The 15,479-nt window shown below is 63.0% G+C and carries 11 protein-coding genes and 1 pseudogene; 6 read left to right on the forward strand and 6 right to left on the reverse strand.

Annotated elements, in window-relative coordinates:
- Positions 1-64 precede the first annotated feature (64 nt).
- A complete protein-coding gene (locus ACVWZT_RS04455) occupies positions 65-1,648 on the reverse strand; it encodes a peptide chain release factor 3 (RefSeq protein ID WP_170028373.1) in 1,584 nt (527 codons plus the stop codon).
- A gap of 558 nt (positions 1,649-2,206) precedes the next feature.
- On the opposite strand from ACVWZT_RS04455, the gene ACVWZT_RS04460 reads away from it, so the two are divergent.
- The 4 genes from ACVWZT_RS04460 to ACVWZT_RS04475 are packed head-to-tail and all read left to right on the forward strand — an operon-like array spanning position 2,207 to position 5,653.
- Positions 2,207-2,920: an ABC transporter permease gene (locus ACVWZT_RS04460; protein WP_296231699.1), complete on the forward strand. Its 714-nt coding sequence runs from the start codon at positions 2,207-2,209 to the stop codon at positions 2,918-2,920.
- A 14-nt stretch (positions 2,921-2,934) separates the two neighbouring features.
- Positions 2,935-3,849 carry a glycine betaine ABC transporter substrate-binding protein gene (locus ACVWZT_RS04465; protein ID WP_296231700.1) on the forward strand — a complete coding sequence of 305 codons (915 nt, stop codon included), beginning with the start codon at positions 2,935-2,937 and terminating at the stop codon, positions 3,847-3,849.
- Positions 3,846-4,499, forward strand: a complete 654-nt coding sequence (locus ACVWZT_RS04470; RefSeq protein WP_296231701.1) for an ABC transporter permease — start codon at positions 3,846-3,848, stop codon at positions 4,497-4,499. The genes ACVWZT_RS04465 and ACVWZT_RS04470 overlap by 4 nt, the downstream gene beginning before the upstream one ends.
- Positions 4,496-5,653: an osmoprotectant ABC transporter ATP-binding protein OsmV gene (locus tag ACVWZT_RS04475; RefSeq protein ID WP_296231702.1), complete on the forward strand. Its 1,158-nt coding sequence runs from the start codon at positions 4,496-4,498 to the stop codon at positions 5,651-5,653. The genes ACVWZT_RS04470 and ACVWZT_RS04475 overlap by 4 nt, the downstream gene beginning before the upstream one ends.
- A 34-nt stretch (positions 5,654-5,687) precedes the next feature.
- On the opposite strand, the gene ACVWZT_RS04480 is transcribed toward ACVWZT_RS04475, so the two are convergent.
- The 3 genes from ACVWZT_RS04480 to ACVWZT_RS04490 form a co-directional block, all read right to left on the reverse strand.
- Entirely contained in the window at positions 5,688-8,117 is a 2,430-nt protein-coding gene (locus ACVWZT_RS04480) for a TonB-dependent siderophore receptor (protein WP_296231703.1), read from the reverse strand.
- A 107-nt stretch (positions 8,118-8,224) separates the two neighbouring features.
- Entirely contained in the window at positions 8,225-9,211 is a 987-nt protein-coding gene (locus tag ACVWZT_RS04485) for a FecR family protein (protein WP_457468332.1), read from the reverse strand.
- Positions 9,208-9,693 (reverse strand): sigma-70 family RNA polymerase sigma factor, encoded by a 486-nt coding sequence (locus tag ACVWZT_RS04490; protein ID WP_296231705.1) that lies wholly within the window; start codon positions 9,691-9,693, stop codon positions 9,208-9,210. The genes ACVWZT_RS04485 and ACVWZT_RS04490 overlap by 4 nt, the downstream gene beginning before the upstream one ends.
- A gap of 506 nt (positions 9,694-10,199) precedes the next feature.
- Between ACVWZT_RS04490 and ACVWZT_RS04495 the strand changes: the two are divergent.
- Positions 10,200-11,365: pseudogene (locus tag ACVWZT_RS04495) on the forward strand (type III PLP-dependent enzyme).
- Between the two features lie 75 nt (positions 11,366-11,440).
- Here the strand turns inward: ACVWZT_RS04495 and ACVWZT_RS04500 are convergent.
- Together ACVWZT_RS04500 and ACVWZT_RS04505 are read right to left on the reverse strand one after the other, a co-directional pair.
- Positions 11,441-12,190 carry a tetratricopeptide repeat protein gene (locus ACVWZT_RS04500; protein WP_296231706.1) on the reverse strand — a complete coding sequence of 250 codons (750 nt, stop codon included), beginning with the start codon at positions 12,188-12,190 and terminating at the stop codon, positions 11,441-11,443.
- A gap of 3 nt (positions 12,191-12,193) precedes the next feature.
- Positions 12,194-12,874 carry a Fe2+-dependent dioxygenase gene (locus tag ACVWZT_RS04505; RefSeq protein ID WP_296231707.1) on the reverse strand — a complete coding sequence of 227 codons (681 nt, stop codon included), beginning with the start codon at positions 12,872-12,874 and terminating at the stop codon, positions 12,194-12,196.
- 222 nt (positions 12,875-13,096) lie between these two features.
- On the opposite strand from ACVWZT_RS04505, the gene ACVWZT_RS04510 reads away from it, so the two are divergent.
- Positions 13,097-15,409: a TonB-dependent receptor gene (locus ACVWZT_RS04510; protein WP_457468335.1), complete on the forward strand. Its 2,313-nt coding sequence runs from the start codon at positions 13,097-13,099 to the stop codon at positions 15,407-15,409.
- Positions 15,410-15,479: the final 70 nt, after the last annotated feature.

Consider the following 15,479-nt stretch of genomic DNA (forward strand, 5'->3'; position numbering starts at 1 on the left):
TAGATGCAACACCGCATTCGCGGGTGAACCCGCTCCCACAGGGCTCCGGTGAGGGCTTGCAAAATCAGTGATGCTCGCGGGTAGCGCGGAACTTGATGTCCGGCCAGCGCTCTTCCATCAGCGACAGGTTGACCCGGGTCGGTGCCAGGTAGGTCAGGTGCCCGCCGCCGTCGATGGCCAGATTCTCCATGGCCTTGTTCTGGAATTCCTCGAGCTTCTTCTTGTCATCGCAGGTGATCCAGCGGGCCGACCATACAGTGATCGGCTCGTAGGCACACTCGACCTTGTACTCTTCCTTCAGTCGGCTGGCGACCACGTCGAACTGCAGCACGCCGACCGCACCAAGAATGATGTCGTTGCTGCGCTCGGGGAAGAACACCTGGGTCGCCCCCTCTTCGGCCAACTGCTGCAGGCCCTGGCGCAGCTGCTTGGATTTCAGCGGGTCCTTCAGGCGCACCCGGCGGAACAGTTCCGGGGCGAAGTGCGGGATACCGGTGAAGCCCAGCGCCTCGCCTTCGGTGAAGGTGTCACCGATCTGGATGGTGCCGTGGTTGTGCAGGCCGATGATGTCGCCGGCGTAGGCCTCTTCCAGTTGCTCACGCTCGGAGGAGAAGAAGGTCAGTGCATCGCCGATGCGCAGGTCCTTGTTGATCCGCACGTGGCGCATTTTCATGCCCTTCTCGTACTTCCCCGAACAGATGCGCATGAAGGCAATGCGGTCGCGGTGTTTCGGGTCCATGTTCGCCTGGATCTTGAATACGAAGCCGCTGAACTTCTCTTCCACCGGCTCCACGGTGCGCTCGTGGGCGACCCGGCTCAGCGGGCGCGGTGCCCAGTCGACCACCGCGTCAAGCACATGGTCGACACCGAAGTTGCCCAACGCGGTACCGAAGAACACCGGGGTCAGCTGGCCATTGATGAACTCGTCCTGGTTGAACTCGTGGCAGGCACCCTGCACCAGCTCCAACTGCTCGACGAACGCATCGTACTGGTCGCCGAGGTGGGCGCGGGCTTCATCCGAGTCCAGCTTCTGGATGATCTTGGCTTCGGTACGCTCGTGGCCGTGGCCCGGGGTATAGACCACGATGTAGTCGCCGGTCAGGTGATACACGCCCTTGAAGTCGCGGTAGCAACCGATCGGCCAGGTGATTGGCGCGGCCTTGATCTTCAGTACTGCTTCGATCTCGTCGAGCAGTTCGATCGGGTCACGGATGTCGCGGTCGAGCTTGTTGATGAAGCTGACGATCGGCGTGTCGCGCAGGCGGCATACATCCATCAGGGCAATGGTACGCGGCTCTACACCTTTACCGCCGTCGAGCACCATCAACGCCGAGTCCACCGCGGTCAGGGTGCGGTAGGTGTCTTCCGAGAAGTCTTCGTGGCCGGGGGTGTCGAGCAGGTTGATCATGTGCTCGCGGTACGGGAACTGCATCACCGAGGTGGTGATGGAGATACCGCGCTGCTTCTCCATCTCCATCCAGTCGGAAGTGGCATGGCGGTCGGACTTGCGCGACTTCACGGTACCGGCGACGGCAATGGCCTTGCCCATCAGCAGGAGCTTCTCGGTGATGGTGGTCTTACCGGCATCGGGGTGGGAAATGATTGCGAAAGTGCGGCGCTTCGCGACTTCGGCGGCCTGGTTGGTCATGGGAAATCGCCTGACTGGGGGATTAAAAAGGGGCGATATCATACCTGATGTTGGGCCAGTACCAAAACCTACTGAAGCGGCGGTGCCTTGCTCCGGCCTCTTCGCGGGTAAACCCGCTCCGACAGGTATCACACCGTCTTTGAACCCTGTGCAGGGCCTGTGGGAGCGGGTTTTCCCGCAAAAGGGCCTGTCCAGACGCCACAAGTTCGCCAGGCAATCGCTTTATCACGACAAATAGCCCAAGAGCAGTTATTTCAACGCCTACAGCGCACTAACCCGCTGCTTTTTCTCGTCAATTTTCCAGGCAGGCAGTGATTAACGCTGGCCAAATGCCGCTTCAGATGGGAACCTTTACGCTCATGGAGACGTCCATTCCCCTGCAACCCGCTTCGCTTGGGGGGGGTTGTTTCATCAGCATTTCGAGCCCGACGGGGTTCGGCTCATGGCCTGAGCGCAGCCTTCGGCTGCCTCACGCTGCTACTCGCGAACACACCACCCGCCGCCAGGACTGGCCGGCTATCAAGAAGTGTGCTCGCCGACAACACAAGGAGTCCGCCTGTGGCTAAACGCTACGGAAAAGGGCTGTTGGGATGGGCCACCGTGCTCGTCATCCTGGCCCTGCTGGTCCACTGGATCGGCATCGACACGATCGCCCGTTATCGCGACGATCTTGGGTTCTACCTGCAAGCGCACCTGGTACTGGTGCTGGCTTCGATGGCGGCGGCGCTGGCCGTGGGCATCCCCGCCGGCATTGCCTTGAGTCGACCGCAACGGGTCGACAAGGCCGAGCGCTTCATGCAGTTGTTCAACGTGGGCAATACCATCCCTCCCCTGGCCGTTCTGGCCATCGCGCTCAGTATCCTGGGCATCGGCGCCGGGCCTGCGATCTTCGCCCTGTTCCTCGCCTCGCTCCTGCCCATCGTGCGCAACACCTACGAGGGCCTGAAAAACGTCCCCGCCGCGCTCAAGGAAGCCGCCACCGGCATCGGCATGACCCCGCGCCAGCAGCTCTGGCAGGTTGAGCTACCCAATGCCGTGCCGATCATCGTCGGCGGTGTGCGCGTGGCCCTGGCGCTGAACGTGGGCACCGCACCACTGGCCTTCCTGATCGGCGCCAACAGCCTGGGCAGCCTGATCTTCCCCGGCATCGCCCTGAACAACCAGCCACAGCTGCTGCTGGGTGCCGCCTGCACCGCACTGCTGGCACTGGTGCTGGATGCCGCAGTGAGCTTCGCCAGCAAGCGCTGGCTGGAACGTGGCCTGGCCGGATAAACGAGAGGGAACCGATGAACAAGAAAATCGCCTTGCTGCTGGGCGCGGCCTTGCTGTTCGCAGGATTTGCCCAGGCAGCGGAAAAACCGCTGATCCGCATCGGCGCGCGGGTCTTCACCGAACAGACCGTACTCGCCGAGATCACTGCGCAATACCTGCGCGCCAATGGCTTCGACGTGCGTGTCACCAGTGGCCTGGGCAGCAACATCGCGCGCCAGGCCCAGGAGACCGGCCAGCTCGACCTGATGTGGGAGTACACCGGTGTGTCGCTGGTGTCGTACAACCACGTCGACCAACGCATGCCCAGTGCGGCCGCCACCTATGCCAAGGTCAAGGAACTGGATGCGCAGAAGGGCCTGATCTGGCTGACCCCGTCGAAATTCAGCAACACCTACGCGCTTGGCCTGCCCAGGCAGGTTGCCGAGGCCTATCCGCAGGTCAATTCGATCAGCGATCTCAACCAGGTACTGCGCAACGAGCGCGACAGCCATCACCTGGTGGCACTGGACACCGAGTTTGCCAACCGCCCGGATGGCCTGGTGGGCTTGAAGGCGATGTACGACCTGCAAGTGAACCGCGCCAATATCCGCCAGATGGACGCCGGACTGGTCTACACCGCCATGCACAACAACCAGGTGTTCGCCGGCCTGGTGTACACCACCGACGGCCGCCTGAATGCGTTCAAGCTCAAACTGCTGGAAGACGACAAGCACTACTTCCCCGACTACACCGCCGCCCCCGTGGTGCGCAAGGCCGTGCTCGACGCCAACCCGCAACTGGCCAGCCTGCTCAAGCCACTGGCCGAGCAGCTGGACGATGAAACCATGCGCCAGCTCAACGCCAAGGTCGATGTCGAGCACCAGAACCCGACCGCCGTAGCGGCAGCCTTTCTGCGCGAGCAGCCACTGAACAGCGAGGGCCAGCCATGAACCTGATCGATACTTTCAGTCACCTGGACTGGGCCCAGGTGCTGCAGCTGACCTGGCAGCACATCATGCTGGTGGGCGTTGCCGTCGGCCTGGCCATCCTCGTCGGCGTGCCGCTGGGCATCCTGATGACCCGCTTCCCCGCCGTCGCCGGCCCGGTGCAAGCCAGCGCCACGGTGCTGCTGACCATCCCCTCGATCGCCCTGTTCGGCCTGCTGCTGCCGTTCTACTCGAAGTTCGGCCAGGGCCTGGGGCCGCTGCCGGCGATCACCGCCGTGTTCCTCTACTCACTGCTGCCAATCCTGCGCAACACCTACCTCGCCCTGACCAACGTCGAACCCGGTATCCGCGAGGCCGCGCGCGGCATCGGCATGACCTTCGGCCAGCGCCTGCGCATGGTCGAGCTGCCGATCGCGGTGCCGGTGATCCTCGCCGGCGTGCGCACCGCCGTGGTGATGAACATCGGCGTCATGACCATTGCCGCCACCATCGGCGCTGGCGGGCTGGGGGTGCTCATCCTTACCTCCATCAGCCGCAGCGACATGTCGATGCTGCTGGTCGGCGCCGTACTGGTCAGCCTGCTGGCGATCGTCGCCGACCTGCTTCTGCAAACCCTGCAACGTGCCCTGACTCCAGAAGGACTGCGCCCATGATCGAACTGAAGAACCTCAGCAAAACCTTCAACGTCAACGGCAAGGACGTCAAAGCCGTCGACTCGGTAAGCCTCACCGTCAACGAAGGCGAGATTTGCGTGTTCCTCGGCCCCTCGGGCTGCGGCAAAAGCACCACGCTGAAAATGATCAACCGCCTGATCACGCCCACCTCTGGCCAGGTGTTCATCAATGGCGAGGACACCACCGGGCTGGACGAAGTGACGCTGCGCCGGCACATCGGCTACGTGATCCAGCAGATCGGCCTGTTCCCGAACATGACCATAGAGGAGAACATCACCGTGGTACCGCGCCTGCTCGGCTGGGACAGGCACAAGTGCCACGAACGCGCCCGCGAGCTGATGCACATGATCAAGCTGGAGCCCAAGCAGTACCTGCAACGCTACCCGCGCGAGCTGTCCGGCGGCCAGCAGCAGCGTATCGGCGTGATCCGTGCCTTGGCTGCCGAAGCGCCGGTGTTGCTGATGGACGAGCCGTTCGGGGCAGTCGACCCGATCAACCGCGAGATGATCCAGAACGAATTCTTCGAAATGCAGCGGGCCCTGAACAAGACCGTGATCATGGTCAGCCACGATATCGACGAAGCGATCAAGCTGGGTGACAAGATCGCCATCTTCCGCGCCGGCAAGCTGTTGCAACTGGACCACCCGGATACTTTGCTGGCCCATCCTGCGGATGAATTCGTGAGCAATTTCGTCGGCCAGGACAGCACCCTCAAGCGCCTGCTGCTGGTGCGTGCCGAGGATGCGGCGGACAACGCGCCGTCGGTGAGCCCGGAGACGCCGGTGGGCGAGGCGCTGGAACTGCTCGACGAGCACGACCGCCGCTATGTGGTGGTGACTGACGGGCAGAACAAGGCGCTGGGCTATGTGCGCCGGCGCGACATGCATCGCCAGCAGGGCAGCTGTGGCGACTTCCTGCGCCCCTTCAATGCCACGGCGTCACATGACGAGCACCTGCGTATCCTGTTGTCGCGGATGTACGAGTACAACCGGGCATGGTTGCCGGTGCTGGATGCCGGGCAGGTGTTCCTGGGCGAGGTGACCCAGGAGTCGATTGCGGCTTATCTGAGTTCGGGGCGGTCTCGTGGGGCCAAGACCAGCATTGTCTCGCCGGCAGAGGCGCTAACCTCTTGAAAAGGGGGCGCTTTGCGCCCCCGGCAATTGCCGATCAGAACCCTACACTGGCCTGCACGTAGAAGGTCCGCGGCTCACCCACATAGAGGCCGGCATTGTTGTCACTGGAGCGGGTGAAGTACTGCTTGTCGAACAGGTTCTTCACCCCCGCCGCCAGCTTCAGGTTGGACAGCTCCGGACCGAACTCGTAGCCGCCACGGGCATGCCAGGTCACATAACCCGGAATGTCGCCATACTGCCCATCGGCACTCGGCTCGGTAATGTAGTCACCATTGAAGCTGCCATCGGCATTGATCCCGGTACCCGGCGCGCGCTGCCTGGATTGGGCGTAGGCATCCAGGTTCCAGGTCCAGTGGTTGATTGCGTAACGCACCCCGGCCGTGGCCACCTGGCGTGAATAGAACGGCAGGTCACGGCCTTTGAACCCGGGAATTTCCCCTTCATAAGTCGCACGGGTATAGGTGTAGCCTCCGCTCACCGACAGCCCGTCCAGGCGCGGGTCCAGCCCGGCCAGGTCATAGCGCACCGAGGCCTCGATACCCTGGTGCTTGGTCGCCCCAAGGTTGGTCCAGCCCACGTCGTTGCTGATGTACTGCAGCTCATCATCGAAGTCGATGTAGAACGCCGTCAGCTCACCGGCAAAACCGCCATTGTCATAGCGCGTACCGATTTCGTAGGTCTTGGCCTTTTCCGGCTCCAGGCCATTGGCCGTGCTGTTGCCGGTACCGCCCTGGCCCAGCTGGAAGTACTGCAGGCTGCCGAACGAGGTCTCGTAGTTGGCGAACAGCTTCCACGCATCGGAGAGGTGATACATCACGCTCAGCGCCGGCAGGGGTTCGTTGCTGGTGATGCTGCGGTTCTTCTCCGGTACCGGCTTGCCGTTGGCACCGAGCACCGGGCGGTCGCGCCAGTCGGTATTGATGTGCTCGAAGCGCAGGCCGGGGGTAATGGTCCAGTTGCCCACGTCGATCTTGTCGTCGACGTAGTAGGCGCTGGCCTCGGTCCCGCCGCTGCGGTCCTGGAACACATGGCCGTCGGAGCCTGGCACCGGGGTCGGCACGTTGTCGACCAGGCCCAGGCGGGTCGACTGTTCGCGCATCGCTTCCTTCAGGTAACGATAACCCACGCTGACTTCGTGGGTGGTGGGCCCGGCGAAGAAGATACGCGACAGCCGCGGCTCGATGGCGAAGGTGTGGTAGTTGCGCGGGTACGACGACAGGGTCTTCATGTCACGCGCGGCAATGGCACTGCCGCGGAAGCTGTCGGTGTAGTAGGTCTGCACTTCGAACTGGGTGGCGTCGTCGAGCTGACGCTGCCACTTGAACGACACATCCTTGCGCCGGCCGGCGAAGTAGTCATAGTCGCGCAGCGACTGGTACGGGTTGCTGTCGTACTGGGCCTGGGTCAGGCCGCCGGGCATGTCGGCACGGCCATCGTAGTAGTGGAAGTTGAGCCAGAACTCGTCAACTTCGGTGGGTGCCCAGTGCGTCTTGAGGATGACATCATCGATGTCGTTGCCATTGTTGCTTTCGCGGTAGCCGTTGCCATTCACCCCGGTGTACAACAGCGCCACGCCCATGCCGTTGTCCGCCGTGCCACCGACGAAGGCCGACTCGGTGTGCTTCCAGCCGCCATGCTGGGAAGTTTCCAGGGTTGTGGACAGCTCTGCCGAGGCTTTCTCCGGGATTGCCCGGGTCACGAAGTTGATCACCCCGCCTACGTTCTGCGGGCCATAACGCACGGAGCCGGCACCACGCACCACATCGATACTGTCGAGGTTGCCCGAGGAAATCGGGGCCATCGACAGCTGCGGTTGGCCATACGGTGCGAAAGCGGCCGGGATGCCATCGATCAGTACCGTGGAGCGCGGCGACAGGCGCGAAGTCAGGCCGCGTACCCCAACGTTCAGCGACAGGTCGCTGCCACCGGTGCCATTGGAGTCCTGCACCTGTACCCCCGGGATGCCGCGCAGCACATCGCGCACGTTCATCGCACCCTTCTCCACCATTGCTTCGCGGCGCACCACGGTACGCGCGCCAGGGTGGTTCTGTACCACGCTCTGCTGGGCATCGCCCAGCCAGTCACCGACCACCTTGATATCGGTGGGCGCCAGCTCCAGGCTGCCGGTGGTGAGGGTGCCATCGGCCTGGGCCGGCTTGACCACAACGGTGCCCTGGGACATTTCGTAAGTGAGGCCGCTGCCTTGCAGCAACTGCTGCAGCGCCTCCTCGGGCGCCAGTTGGCCGACCACCGCCGGCGCCTGCTTGCCGGCTACCAGCTCGGGGCTGAAGAACAGTTGCAGGTTGGTCTGCTGACCCAGCTGGTTCAGCGCCGAAGCCAACGGTTGCGCCTGGATCTGAATGGTGTTGCCAGTTTCTGCGGCCTGGCTGCCGACGGCCACGGCAGTGACCGCCAGGGTCAGTGCCAGGGCGCGCAAGCGTGGAAAGGGCTTGTTATTGTTCACGTCGTCGAAACTTCCTGGGATACGGATAAACGCCAACCGCATGCAAATGGAAATGCTTGGCAGTTGCAGCTGGCGGGGAAGACGAACGAGCGGAAAAAAACCTGAATCTATTTCGCGATTATTTCGCTGGAGCCATCGGCATGGGTCTTGATGGCCACCGGCAGGATGCCTGGCAAGGCGCGCAACAAGGCGTCGGTGTCGTCAGTGCGGAACGTGCTGGACAGGCGCAACTGGGCAACCTTGCCCGGGGCGACCCGCAGCGGCTGGCTGCGGTAGCGCGAAACTTCCGCCACCACCTCGGCCAGGGTGACATTGTCGAACACCAGCTTGCCCTGGCGCCAGGCGGTCAGCGCGGCGGCATTCACCGCATAGGGTGCGGCGACCTGGCCTTGCGCGTCGATGTGCGAACCCTGGCCAGCCGCAAGTTGCGCCAGCGACGCCCCCTTGCCCTGCACCCGCACCGAGCCTTGCTCCACCGCCACCCTTGTACTGGCCGAGTCCAGGCGGACGTCGAAGCGGGTACCGGTGACGGTCACGCTGCCTTGGGCAGTGTCGACCACGAATGGCCTGGCACGGTCGTGGGCGACGCTGAACATCACCTCGCCCGTGATCAGTTGCACATGACGCTGGCCCGCACTGAATGCGACCCGCACCTGCGTGCTGCCGTTGAGTTCAAGGTGCGAACCATCCGGCAATTCGACCTGGCGGCGTTCATTGAAGGCAGTCTGCAGGCCGCCTTGGTGGTTCAGTTGCTGATACTGCCAGCCGCCCCAGCCCAGCCCCACCGCCACTGCGCCCAGCGTGGCAGCCAAAGCCACGCGCACAAAGCGTCGCCGTGGCAGCTGCGGTACCGGGGCCGGCCGGGCCAGCGCTTCCAGGTGCTGGCGGGGGATGAAATCGGCCGCCTGCCACAGGCGGGCGAGTTGCTCGTACTCTTCACGGTGCCGCCTGTCGGCCTCCAGCCAGGCCAGCAACTGCGCCTGCAGCGCGGCATCCCGAGGCGCATCCTGCACGCGGGCGAACCATGCAGCCGCCTGCTCGCGGACGGTTTCGCTAGCGTGCTGTTCCATCGAAAAGGTCTCCTGACTCATCATGCCGACACATCCAGGTGCTCACGCAGATGCCGGAGCGTGCGAATCATATACTTTTCGACCATGTTCTTGCTCAACCCCATGCGCGCGGCGATTTCCGCCTGGGTGCGGCCTTCCAGCTTCTGCCAGATGAACACCTGGCGGCAGTTCAGCGGTAGCTCGGCCAACGCCCGCTCGACGCTGTCGGCCAGTTCCAGGGCGTGCACGTAGGCTTCGGGGTCGCCACTGCCGGCCGGGCTCTCGTCGAAGGCTTCCAGCTCCAGGGCCTGGCGACGGTCCTCGCGACGGAAACCATCCACGGCAATGTTGCGTGCGGTCTGGTGCAGGTAGGCGCGAGGCTGTTCGACCTGCTGGCCCGGGCTTTCCAGGACCCGGACGAAGGCATCGTGGGCGAGGTCCTCGGCCTGCTGACGACTGCGCAGCTTGCGCGTCCAGGTGCCGATCAGCTCGTGGTAATGGTCGAGAAAACCTTTGGGTCCGGACACGGTCGATGGTCATCAGGAGGCGGACAAGGGTGCGAATAGTAATGTTTCGCATCAAAACCGGCAAATCCGTCAGTCGGTAACAAAAAATTTATCGGCTTTTTCAGGTACGGGCGTGCCACGACTTTGTGGCCATAAATATGAACACCCCAGGCCCCTTCATGGGCACGCCCGCTGCCGCAGGAATCACGCGATGCCTGTGGCAGCGGGCATACCCGCAAACAGGCTAACGCGGCCTATTCCACAATTTTTTACGCTTCAAACATGCAGGGGAACATCAGCCGGTCATACGAGTCGGTTATTCAAATGGCTGGTCGTCGATCCGCGTCGATCACGCCCGGATTGCCTGTTGATTCTGCATTCTTCACACCCTAAAGTGCGCGCCGAACGTCCATGCTGGAAACGATCCATCCGGCTCAAGTACTGAGTAGGCGAACCAAAGTGGGGATACGGAGGACGTTCAGTTTGCAGCCACTTAATCTTTCAGTTTGCCCATGGAGTCCCTGAGCATGTCGATCCAGGTCGAAGACTATTTCGCGCGTGACACTTTCCAGAAAATGAAGGCGTTCGCCGACAAGCAGGAAACCCCGTTCGTACTCATCGATACCCAGATGATCAGCCAGGCCTATGACGACCTGCGCGCCGGTTTCGAGTTCGCCAAGGTGTACTACGCGGTCAAGGCCAACCCGGCCGTCGAGATCATCGATCTGCTCAAGGATAAAGGTTCGAGCTTCGACATCGCCTCGATCTACGAGCTGGACAAGGTCATGGGCCGCGGTGTCAGCGCCGACCGCATCAGCTACGGCAACACCATCAAGAAGTCCAAGGACATCCGCTACTTCTACGAGAAGGGCGTGCGCCTGTATGCCACCGACTCGGAAGCCGACCTGCGCAACATCGCCAAGGCCGCGCCGGGCTCGAAAGTGTACGTGCGCATCCTTACCGAAGGCTCCACCACTGCCGACTGGCCGCTGTCGCGCAAGTTCGGCTGCCAGACCGACATGGCCATGGATCTGCTGATCCTCGCCCGCGACCTGGGCCTGGTGCCGTATGGCATCTCCTTCCACGTGGGCTCGCAGCAGCGCGACATCAGCGTGTGGGACGCCGCCATCGCCAAGGTCAAGGTGATCTTCGAACGCCTGAAGGAAGAAGACGGCATCGAGCTGAAACTGATCAACATGGGTGGCGGCTTCCCGGCCAACTACATCACCCGTACCAACAGCCTGGAAACCTACGCCGAAGAGATCATCCGCTTCCTCAAGGAAGACTTCGGTGACGACCTGCCGGAAATCATCCTCGAACCGGGCCGTTCGCTGATCGCCAACGCCGGGATCCTGGTCAGCGAAGTGGTGCTGGTGGCACGCAAGTCGCGCACCGCCGTCGAGCGCTGGATCTACACCGACGTGGGCAAGTTCTCCGGCCTGATCGAAACCATGGACGAGTCCATCAAGTTCCCGATCTGGACCGAGAAGAAAGGCGAAACCGAAGAAGTGGTCATCGCCGGCCCGACCTGCGATAGCGCCGACATCATGTACGAGCACTACAAGTACGGCCTGCCGCTGAACCTGGCAATCGGCGACCGCCTGTACTGGCTGTCGACCGGCGCCTATACCACCAGCTACAGCGCGCCGTGGAATTCAACGGCTTCCCGCCGCTGAAGGCTTACTACCTGTAATGCACAACGGGGCCGCGAGGCCCCGTTTTCATTTGTGCGTTCCTGCGCCGGCGCCAGGGCCAGCACAGCCAAACCTCAGCTCCCGCGCCGTTCGATCTCTTCGGCATAGCGCGCCGCAAAGGCCATCAGCACCGGCCCAGCGCCCTGCAAGGTCGCCAGCGCACTGCGCAGGAAGTTCATGTTCCCCTCGACCCGAGCCTGCTCCAGCCAACGCCCGGCCTCGACCATCTGCCCGCGTTCGACCAGCACCAGGCCCAGGCTGAACATGCCGCGGAAATCCCCCGCCTCGGCTGAACGCCGATACCAGCGCACCGCCCGCGCCGGGCTGGGCGCGGTGGCAATGCCCTGTTCAAGATAACGCCCGTACAGGTTCATCGACTTGGCGTGCCCAAGCTGCGCCGCCTTTTCGTAACACATCAGGGCCTGCGCCTGGTTGGCCGCTACGCCACGACCAGTGGCCAACAGGTTGCCCAGGTTGTAGAGCCCCCAGTCCAGCCCCGCATCGGCTGCCCGGGCATAGTGGATGGCAGCCAGCGGAAGGTCTACGCTGCCGCCCCAGCCATGCTCCAGGCACCGCCCCAGCATGTTGTGCGCCATCGCGCTACCGCCTTGGGCAGCGATGCCGAACCAGCGCCGGGCCACGCTGGCATCCGCTTCGATACCCCGACCGTCGAGCAGGATCTGCCCCAACAGCAACTGGGCCTCGACCACACCCTGCCCCGCTGCCGCCAGGATCGCTTGTGCAGCCTTGCCGGGGCTTGCTTCGAGCATCGCCTGCAAGCCAGCCACATCCACCACTTCCTCACGTCGCAACGGGTAGGACACGTTTCAGACCTCCGCCCAGCGGCGCAGCAGGTTGTGGTAGGTGCCGGTCAGTTGCAGCAAGGCAGGATGCTCCGGGACATCGGCAGTCAGTTGCTGGATGGCAGTGTCCATCTCGAACAGCAAGGCGCGCTGGCTGTCCTCGCGGACCAGGCTCTGGGTCCAGAAGAACGCGGCGAAGCGCTGGCCACGGGTGACCGGGTTGACCTTGTGCAGGCTGGTACCCGGGTACAACACCAGGTCACCGGCGGCCAACTTGACCTGCTGCTCGCCAAAGGTGTCCTGGATCACCAGTTCGCCACCGTCGTAGCTGCCCGGGTCGCTGAGGAACAAGGTCGAGGACAGGTCGGTGCGTACCCGCTCCGGGCTGCCCTTGGGCTGGCGCAGGGCATTATCGATGTGGAAGCCGAAGTTGCCGCCCTCGCGGTAGCAGTTGATCAGCGGCGGGAACACCTTGTGCGGCAAAGCCGCCGACATGAAACGCGGGTTTTTCCACAGGCGCTCGATCAGCGCACTGCCGATCTCCTTGGCCAAAGGGTGGCCTTCCGGCAGCTGCAGGTTGTGCTTGGCCTTGGCCGACTGGTAGCCAGCGGTGATCTTGCCATCGGCCCAGTCGGCCTGTTCCAGCGCCTCGCGGATACGGGCCAGTTCATCGGCGTCGAACAGGCCGGGGATGTGAAGCAGCATGGCGGCAGCACCGTTGGAAAAAGAACAGGCAACAATGATATTGATTCCCTTTTGCGCTTCACAAGCCCCATGCGCTACCCAAGACGCGTCATGCGGATGAAACCGTAAAGGTAAATTGTAAAGTTTGTAAATTATTCGCGAATGGTAACTGCTCTCAATTGAGAGTCCAAATTGCTTACATTAAGATCCGCGGCCTTGATACCTTGGGGAAGGTCCTTAGCAATGCGCCAATCCGTACCATCTGCAGTGAGCTCACCACGCCTGATCGCCTCCGCCATCGGCGTTGCCCTCAGCGCCTCGACGGCCTACGCCGCCGACCCGGCCGCCAGCAACGCGATCACCCTGGACGCCACCAGCGTCAATGGCAAGGCCGAACAGGCCAGCACCGACTACAAGGTCGAGAAGGCCTCCTCGCAGAAGTACACCGCGCCGTTGGTAGACACCCCACGCTCAGTCACCGTGATCCCGCAACAAGTGATCAAGGACACCAGCGCGCTGACTCTGCAGGATGCCCTGCGCACCGTGCCGGGCATCACCTTCGGTGCCGGCGAAGGCGGCAACCCGCAAGGTGACCGCCCGTTCATCCGCGGTTTCGATGCGCAGGGCGACACCTACCTGGACGGCGTGCGTGATACCGGCGCGCAAACCCGCGAAATCTTCGCCATCGAATCGGTGGAAGTGGCCAAGGGCCCGAATTCGGCCATCGGTGGCCGCGGCGCCGCGGGCGGCACCATCAACCTGGTAAGCAAGCGCGCGCACCTGGGCAACTCGCTGGACGGCGCCTGGACCTGGGGCAGCGACCAGACCCAGCGCTACACCTTCGATGGCAACTACCAGTTCAGCGACAGCGTTGCCGGGCGCCTGAACCTGATGACCCACGAGAGCAACGTCGCCGGCCGCGACAAGGTCAACTACGACCGTTGGGGTATCGCCCCGTCGCTGGCCTTCGGCCTGGGCACGCCGACCCGCATCAACCTCGACTATTACCACCTGGAAAGCGACGACCTGCCGGATTCGGGCATCCCATACACCATCCCGACCGGCGGCAGCGCTGCACGGACCTCGGCACACCCGAGCAAGCCCTACGATGGCGGCGATAGCGACAATTTCTATGGCCTGACCGGCCGCGATTTCCGCAAGAGCCGCGTGGATATCGCCACCTTCGCCATCGAGCACGACCTGACCGACTCGCTGACCATCAAGAACACCCTGCGCCACGGCAACAGCATGCAGGACTACATCCTGACCCAGCCTGACGACAGCAAGGGCAACGTCAACAACGGCAGTGTCTGGCGCCGTGCCAACACCCGCGTGGGCAACACCGCTACCACCACCAATCAGACCGACCTGTTCGGCGAGTTCTACCTGGGTGGCATGAAGAACAGCTTCTCGACTGGTATCGAGCTAAGCCGTGAAGAGAGCAAACGTTCGAGCTACAACGTCGATACCGATACCGTCCCCGGCGGCGCCGCCAACACCAACTGCACTCCAGGCATGATCGGCGCGAGCAGCGGCTACAACTGCACTTCGCTGGGCAACCCGAACCCGGATGACCCGTGGAACGGCAGCATCACGCGCAACTACGCCGGTACCGACACCAAGAGCAACACCCGCGCCCTCTACGTGTTCGATACCCTCGAATTGTCGCCGCAGTGGCTGCTGAACATGGGCCTGCGCTACGACCACTTCGATACCCAGTACCGCGCCTACGACGCCTCTGGCGCTACCGTGGTCAACGCCAAGGGCATTGCCTCCAAAGGCAAGGACACCAGCGAGTTCGTCACCGGCCAGCTGGGCCTGGTCTGGAAGCCGGCCGACAACGGCAGCATCTACGTGTCCTACGCCACCTCCGCTACCCCACCCGGTGCGATGCTGGGCGAAGGCATGGAGGCCAACCCGCTGGGCAACACCACCGACCGTGCCGGCAACCTGTTGAGCAGCGACATGGAGCCGGAAGAAACCACCAACTACGAGATCGGCACCAAGTGGGACCTGCTTGACCAGCGCCTGTCGCTGACCGCCGCGCTGTTCCGCACCGAGAAGGAAAACGCCCGCGTGCAGGTGGACACCACCACCTACGAGAACGTCGGCGAAACCCGCGTGCAGGGCATCGAACTGTCAGCCAGCGGCAAGCTCACCGACAAATGGCAGGTGTTCGCCGGCTATACCTACATGGAAGCCCGCCAGGTCGACGGCGGACCGCTGGGCAAGGCCAATGACGGCAACCAGTTGCCGAACACGCCGAACAACAGCGCCAGCCTTTGGACCACCTACGCCATCACCCCGAAGCTGACCGTCGGTGGCGGTGCATTCTACGTGGATGAGGTGTACGGCAGCGTGGCCAACACCACCATGGTCGACAGCTATGTGCGCTACGACGCCATGGCTGCCTACAAGCTGACCAAGAACGTCGATCTGCAACTGAACGTGCAGAACCTCACCAACGAGGTGTATTACGACAAGGCCTTCTCCACCCACTTCGCCAACCAGGCGGCCGGGCGAACTGCATTGTTGACCACCAGCGTCCACTTCTGACCAAACGCCGCCGAGCCCCGTTCATTCCCGTGAGCGGGGCTTTTGCGTATCAGGGCATAATGCCCGCCGC

It is taken from the genome of Pseudomonas sp. TE21394 (genome assembly GCF_054057835.1).

What these genes read in the sequence shown, in the direction of transcription:
- ACVWZT_RS04455 (WP_170028373.1), bottom strand. Translation starts at nt 1,648, where the DNA reads ATGACCAACCAGGCCGCCGAAGTCGCGAAGCGCCGCACTTTCGCAATC.
- ACVWZT_RS04465 (WP_296231700.1), top strand. Translation starts at nt 2,935, where the DNA reads ATGAACAAGAAAATCGCCTTGCTGCTGGGCGCGGCCTTGCTGTTCGCA.
- ACVWZT_RS04470 (WP_296231701.1), top strand. Translation starts at nt 3,846, where the DNA reads ATGAACCTGATCGATACTTTCAGTCACCTGGACTGGGCCCAGGTGCTG.
- ACVWZT_RS04475 (WP_296231702.1), top strand. Translation starts at nt 4,496, where the DNA reads ATGATCGAACTGAAGAACCTCAGCAAAACCTTCAACGTCAACGGCAAG.
- ACVWZT_RS04485 (WP_457468332.1), bottom strand. Translation starts at nt 9,211, where the DNA reads ATGATGAGTCAGGAGACCTTTTCGATGGAACAGCACGCTAGCGAAACC.
- ACVWZT_RS04505 (WP_296231707.1), bottom strand. Translation starts at nt 12,874, where the DNA reads ATGCTGCTTCACATCCCCGGCCTGTTCGACGCCGATGAACTGGCCCGT.
- ACVWZT_RS04510 (WP_457468335.1), top strand. Translation starts at nt 13,097, where the DNA reads ATGCGCCAATCCGTACCATCTGCAGTGAGCTCACCACGCCTGATCGCC.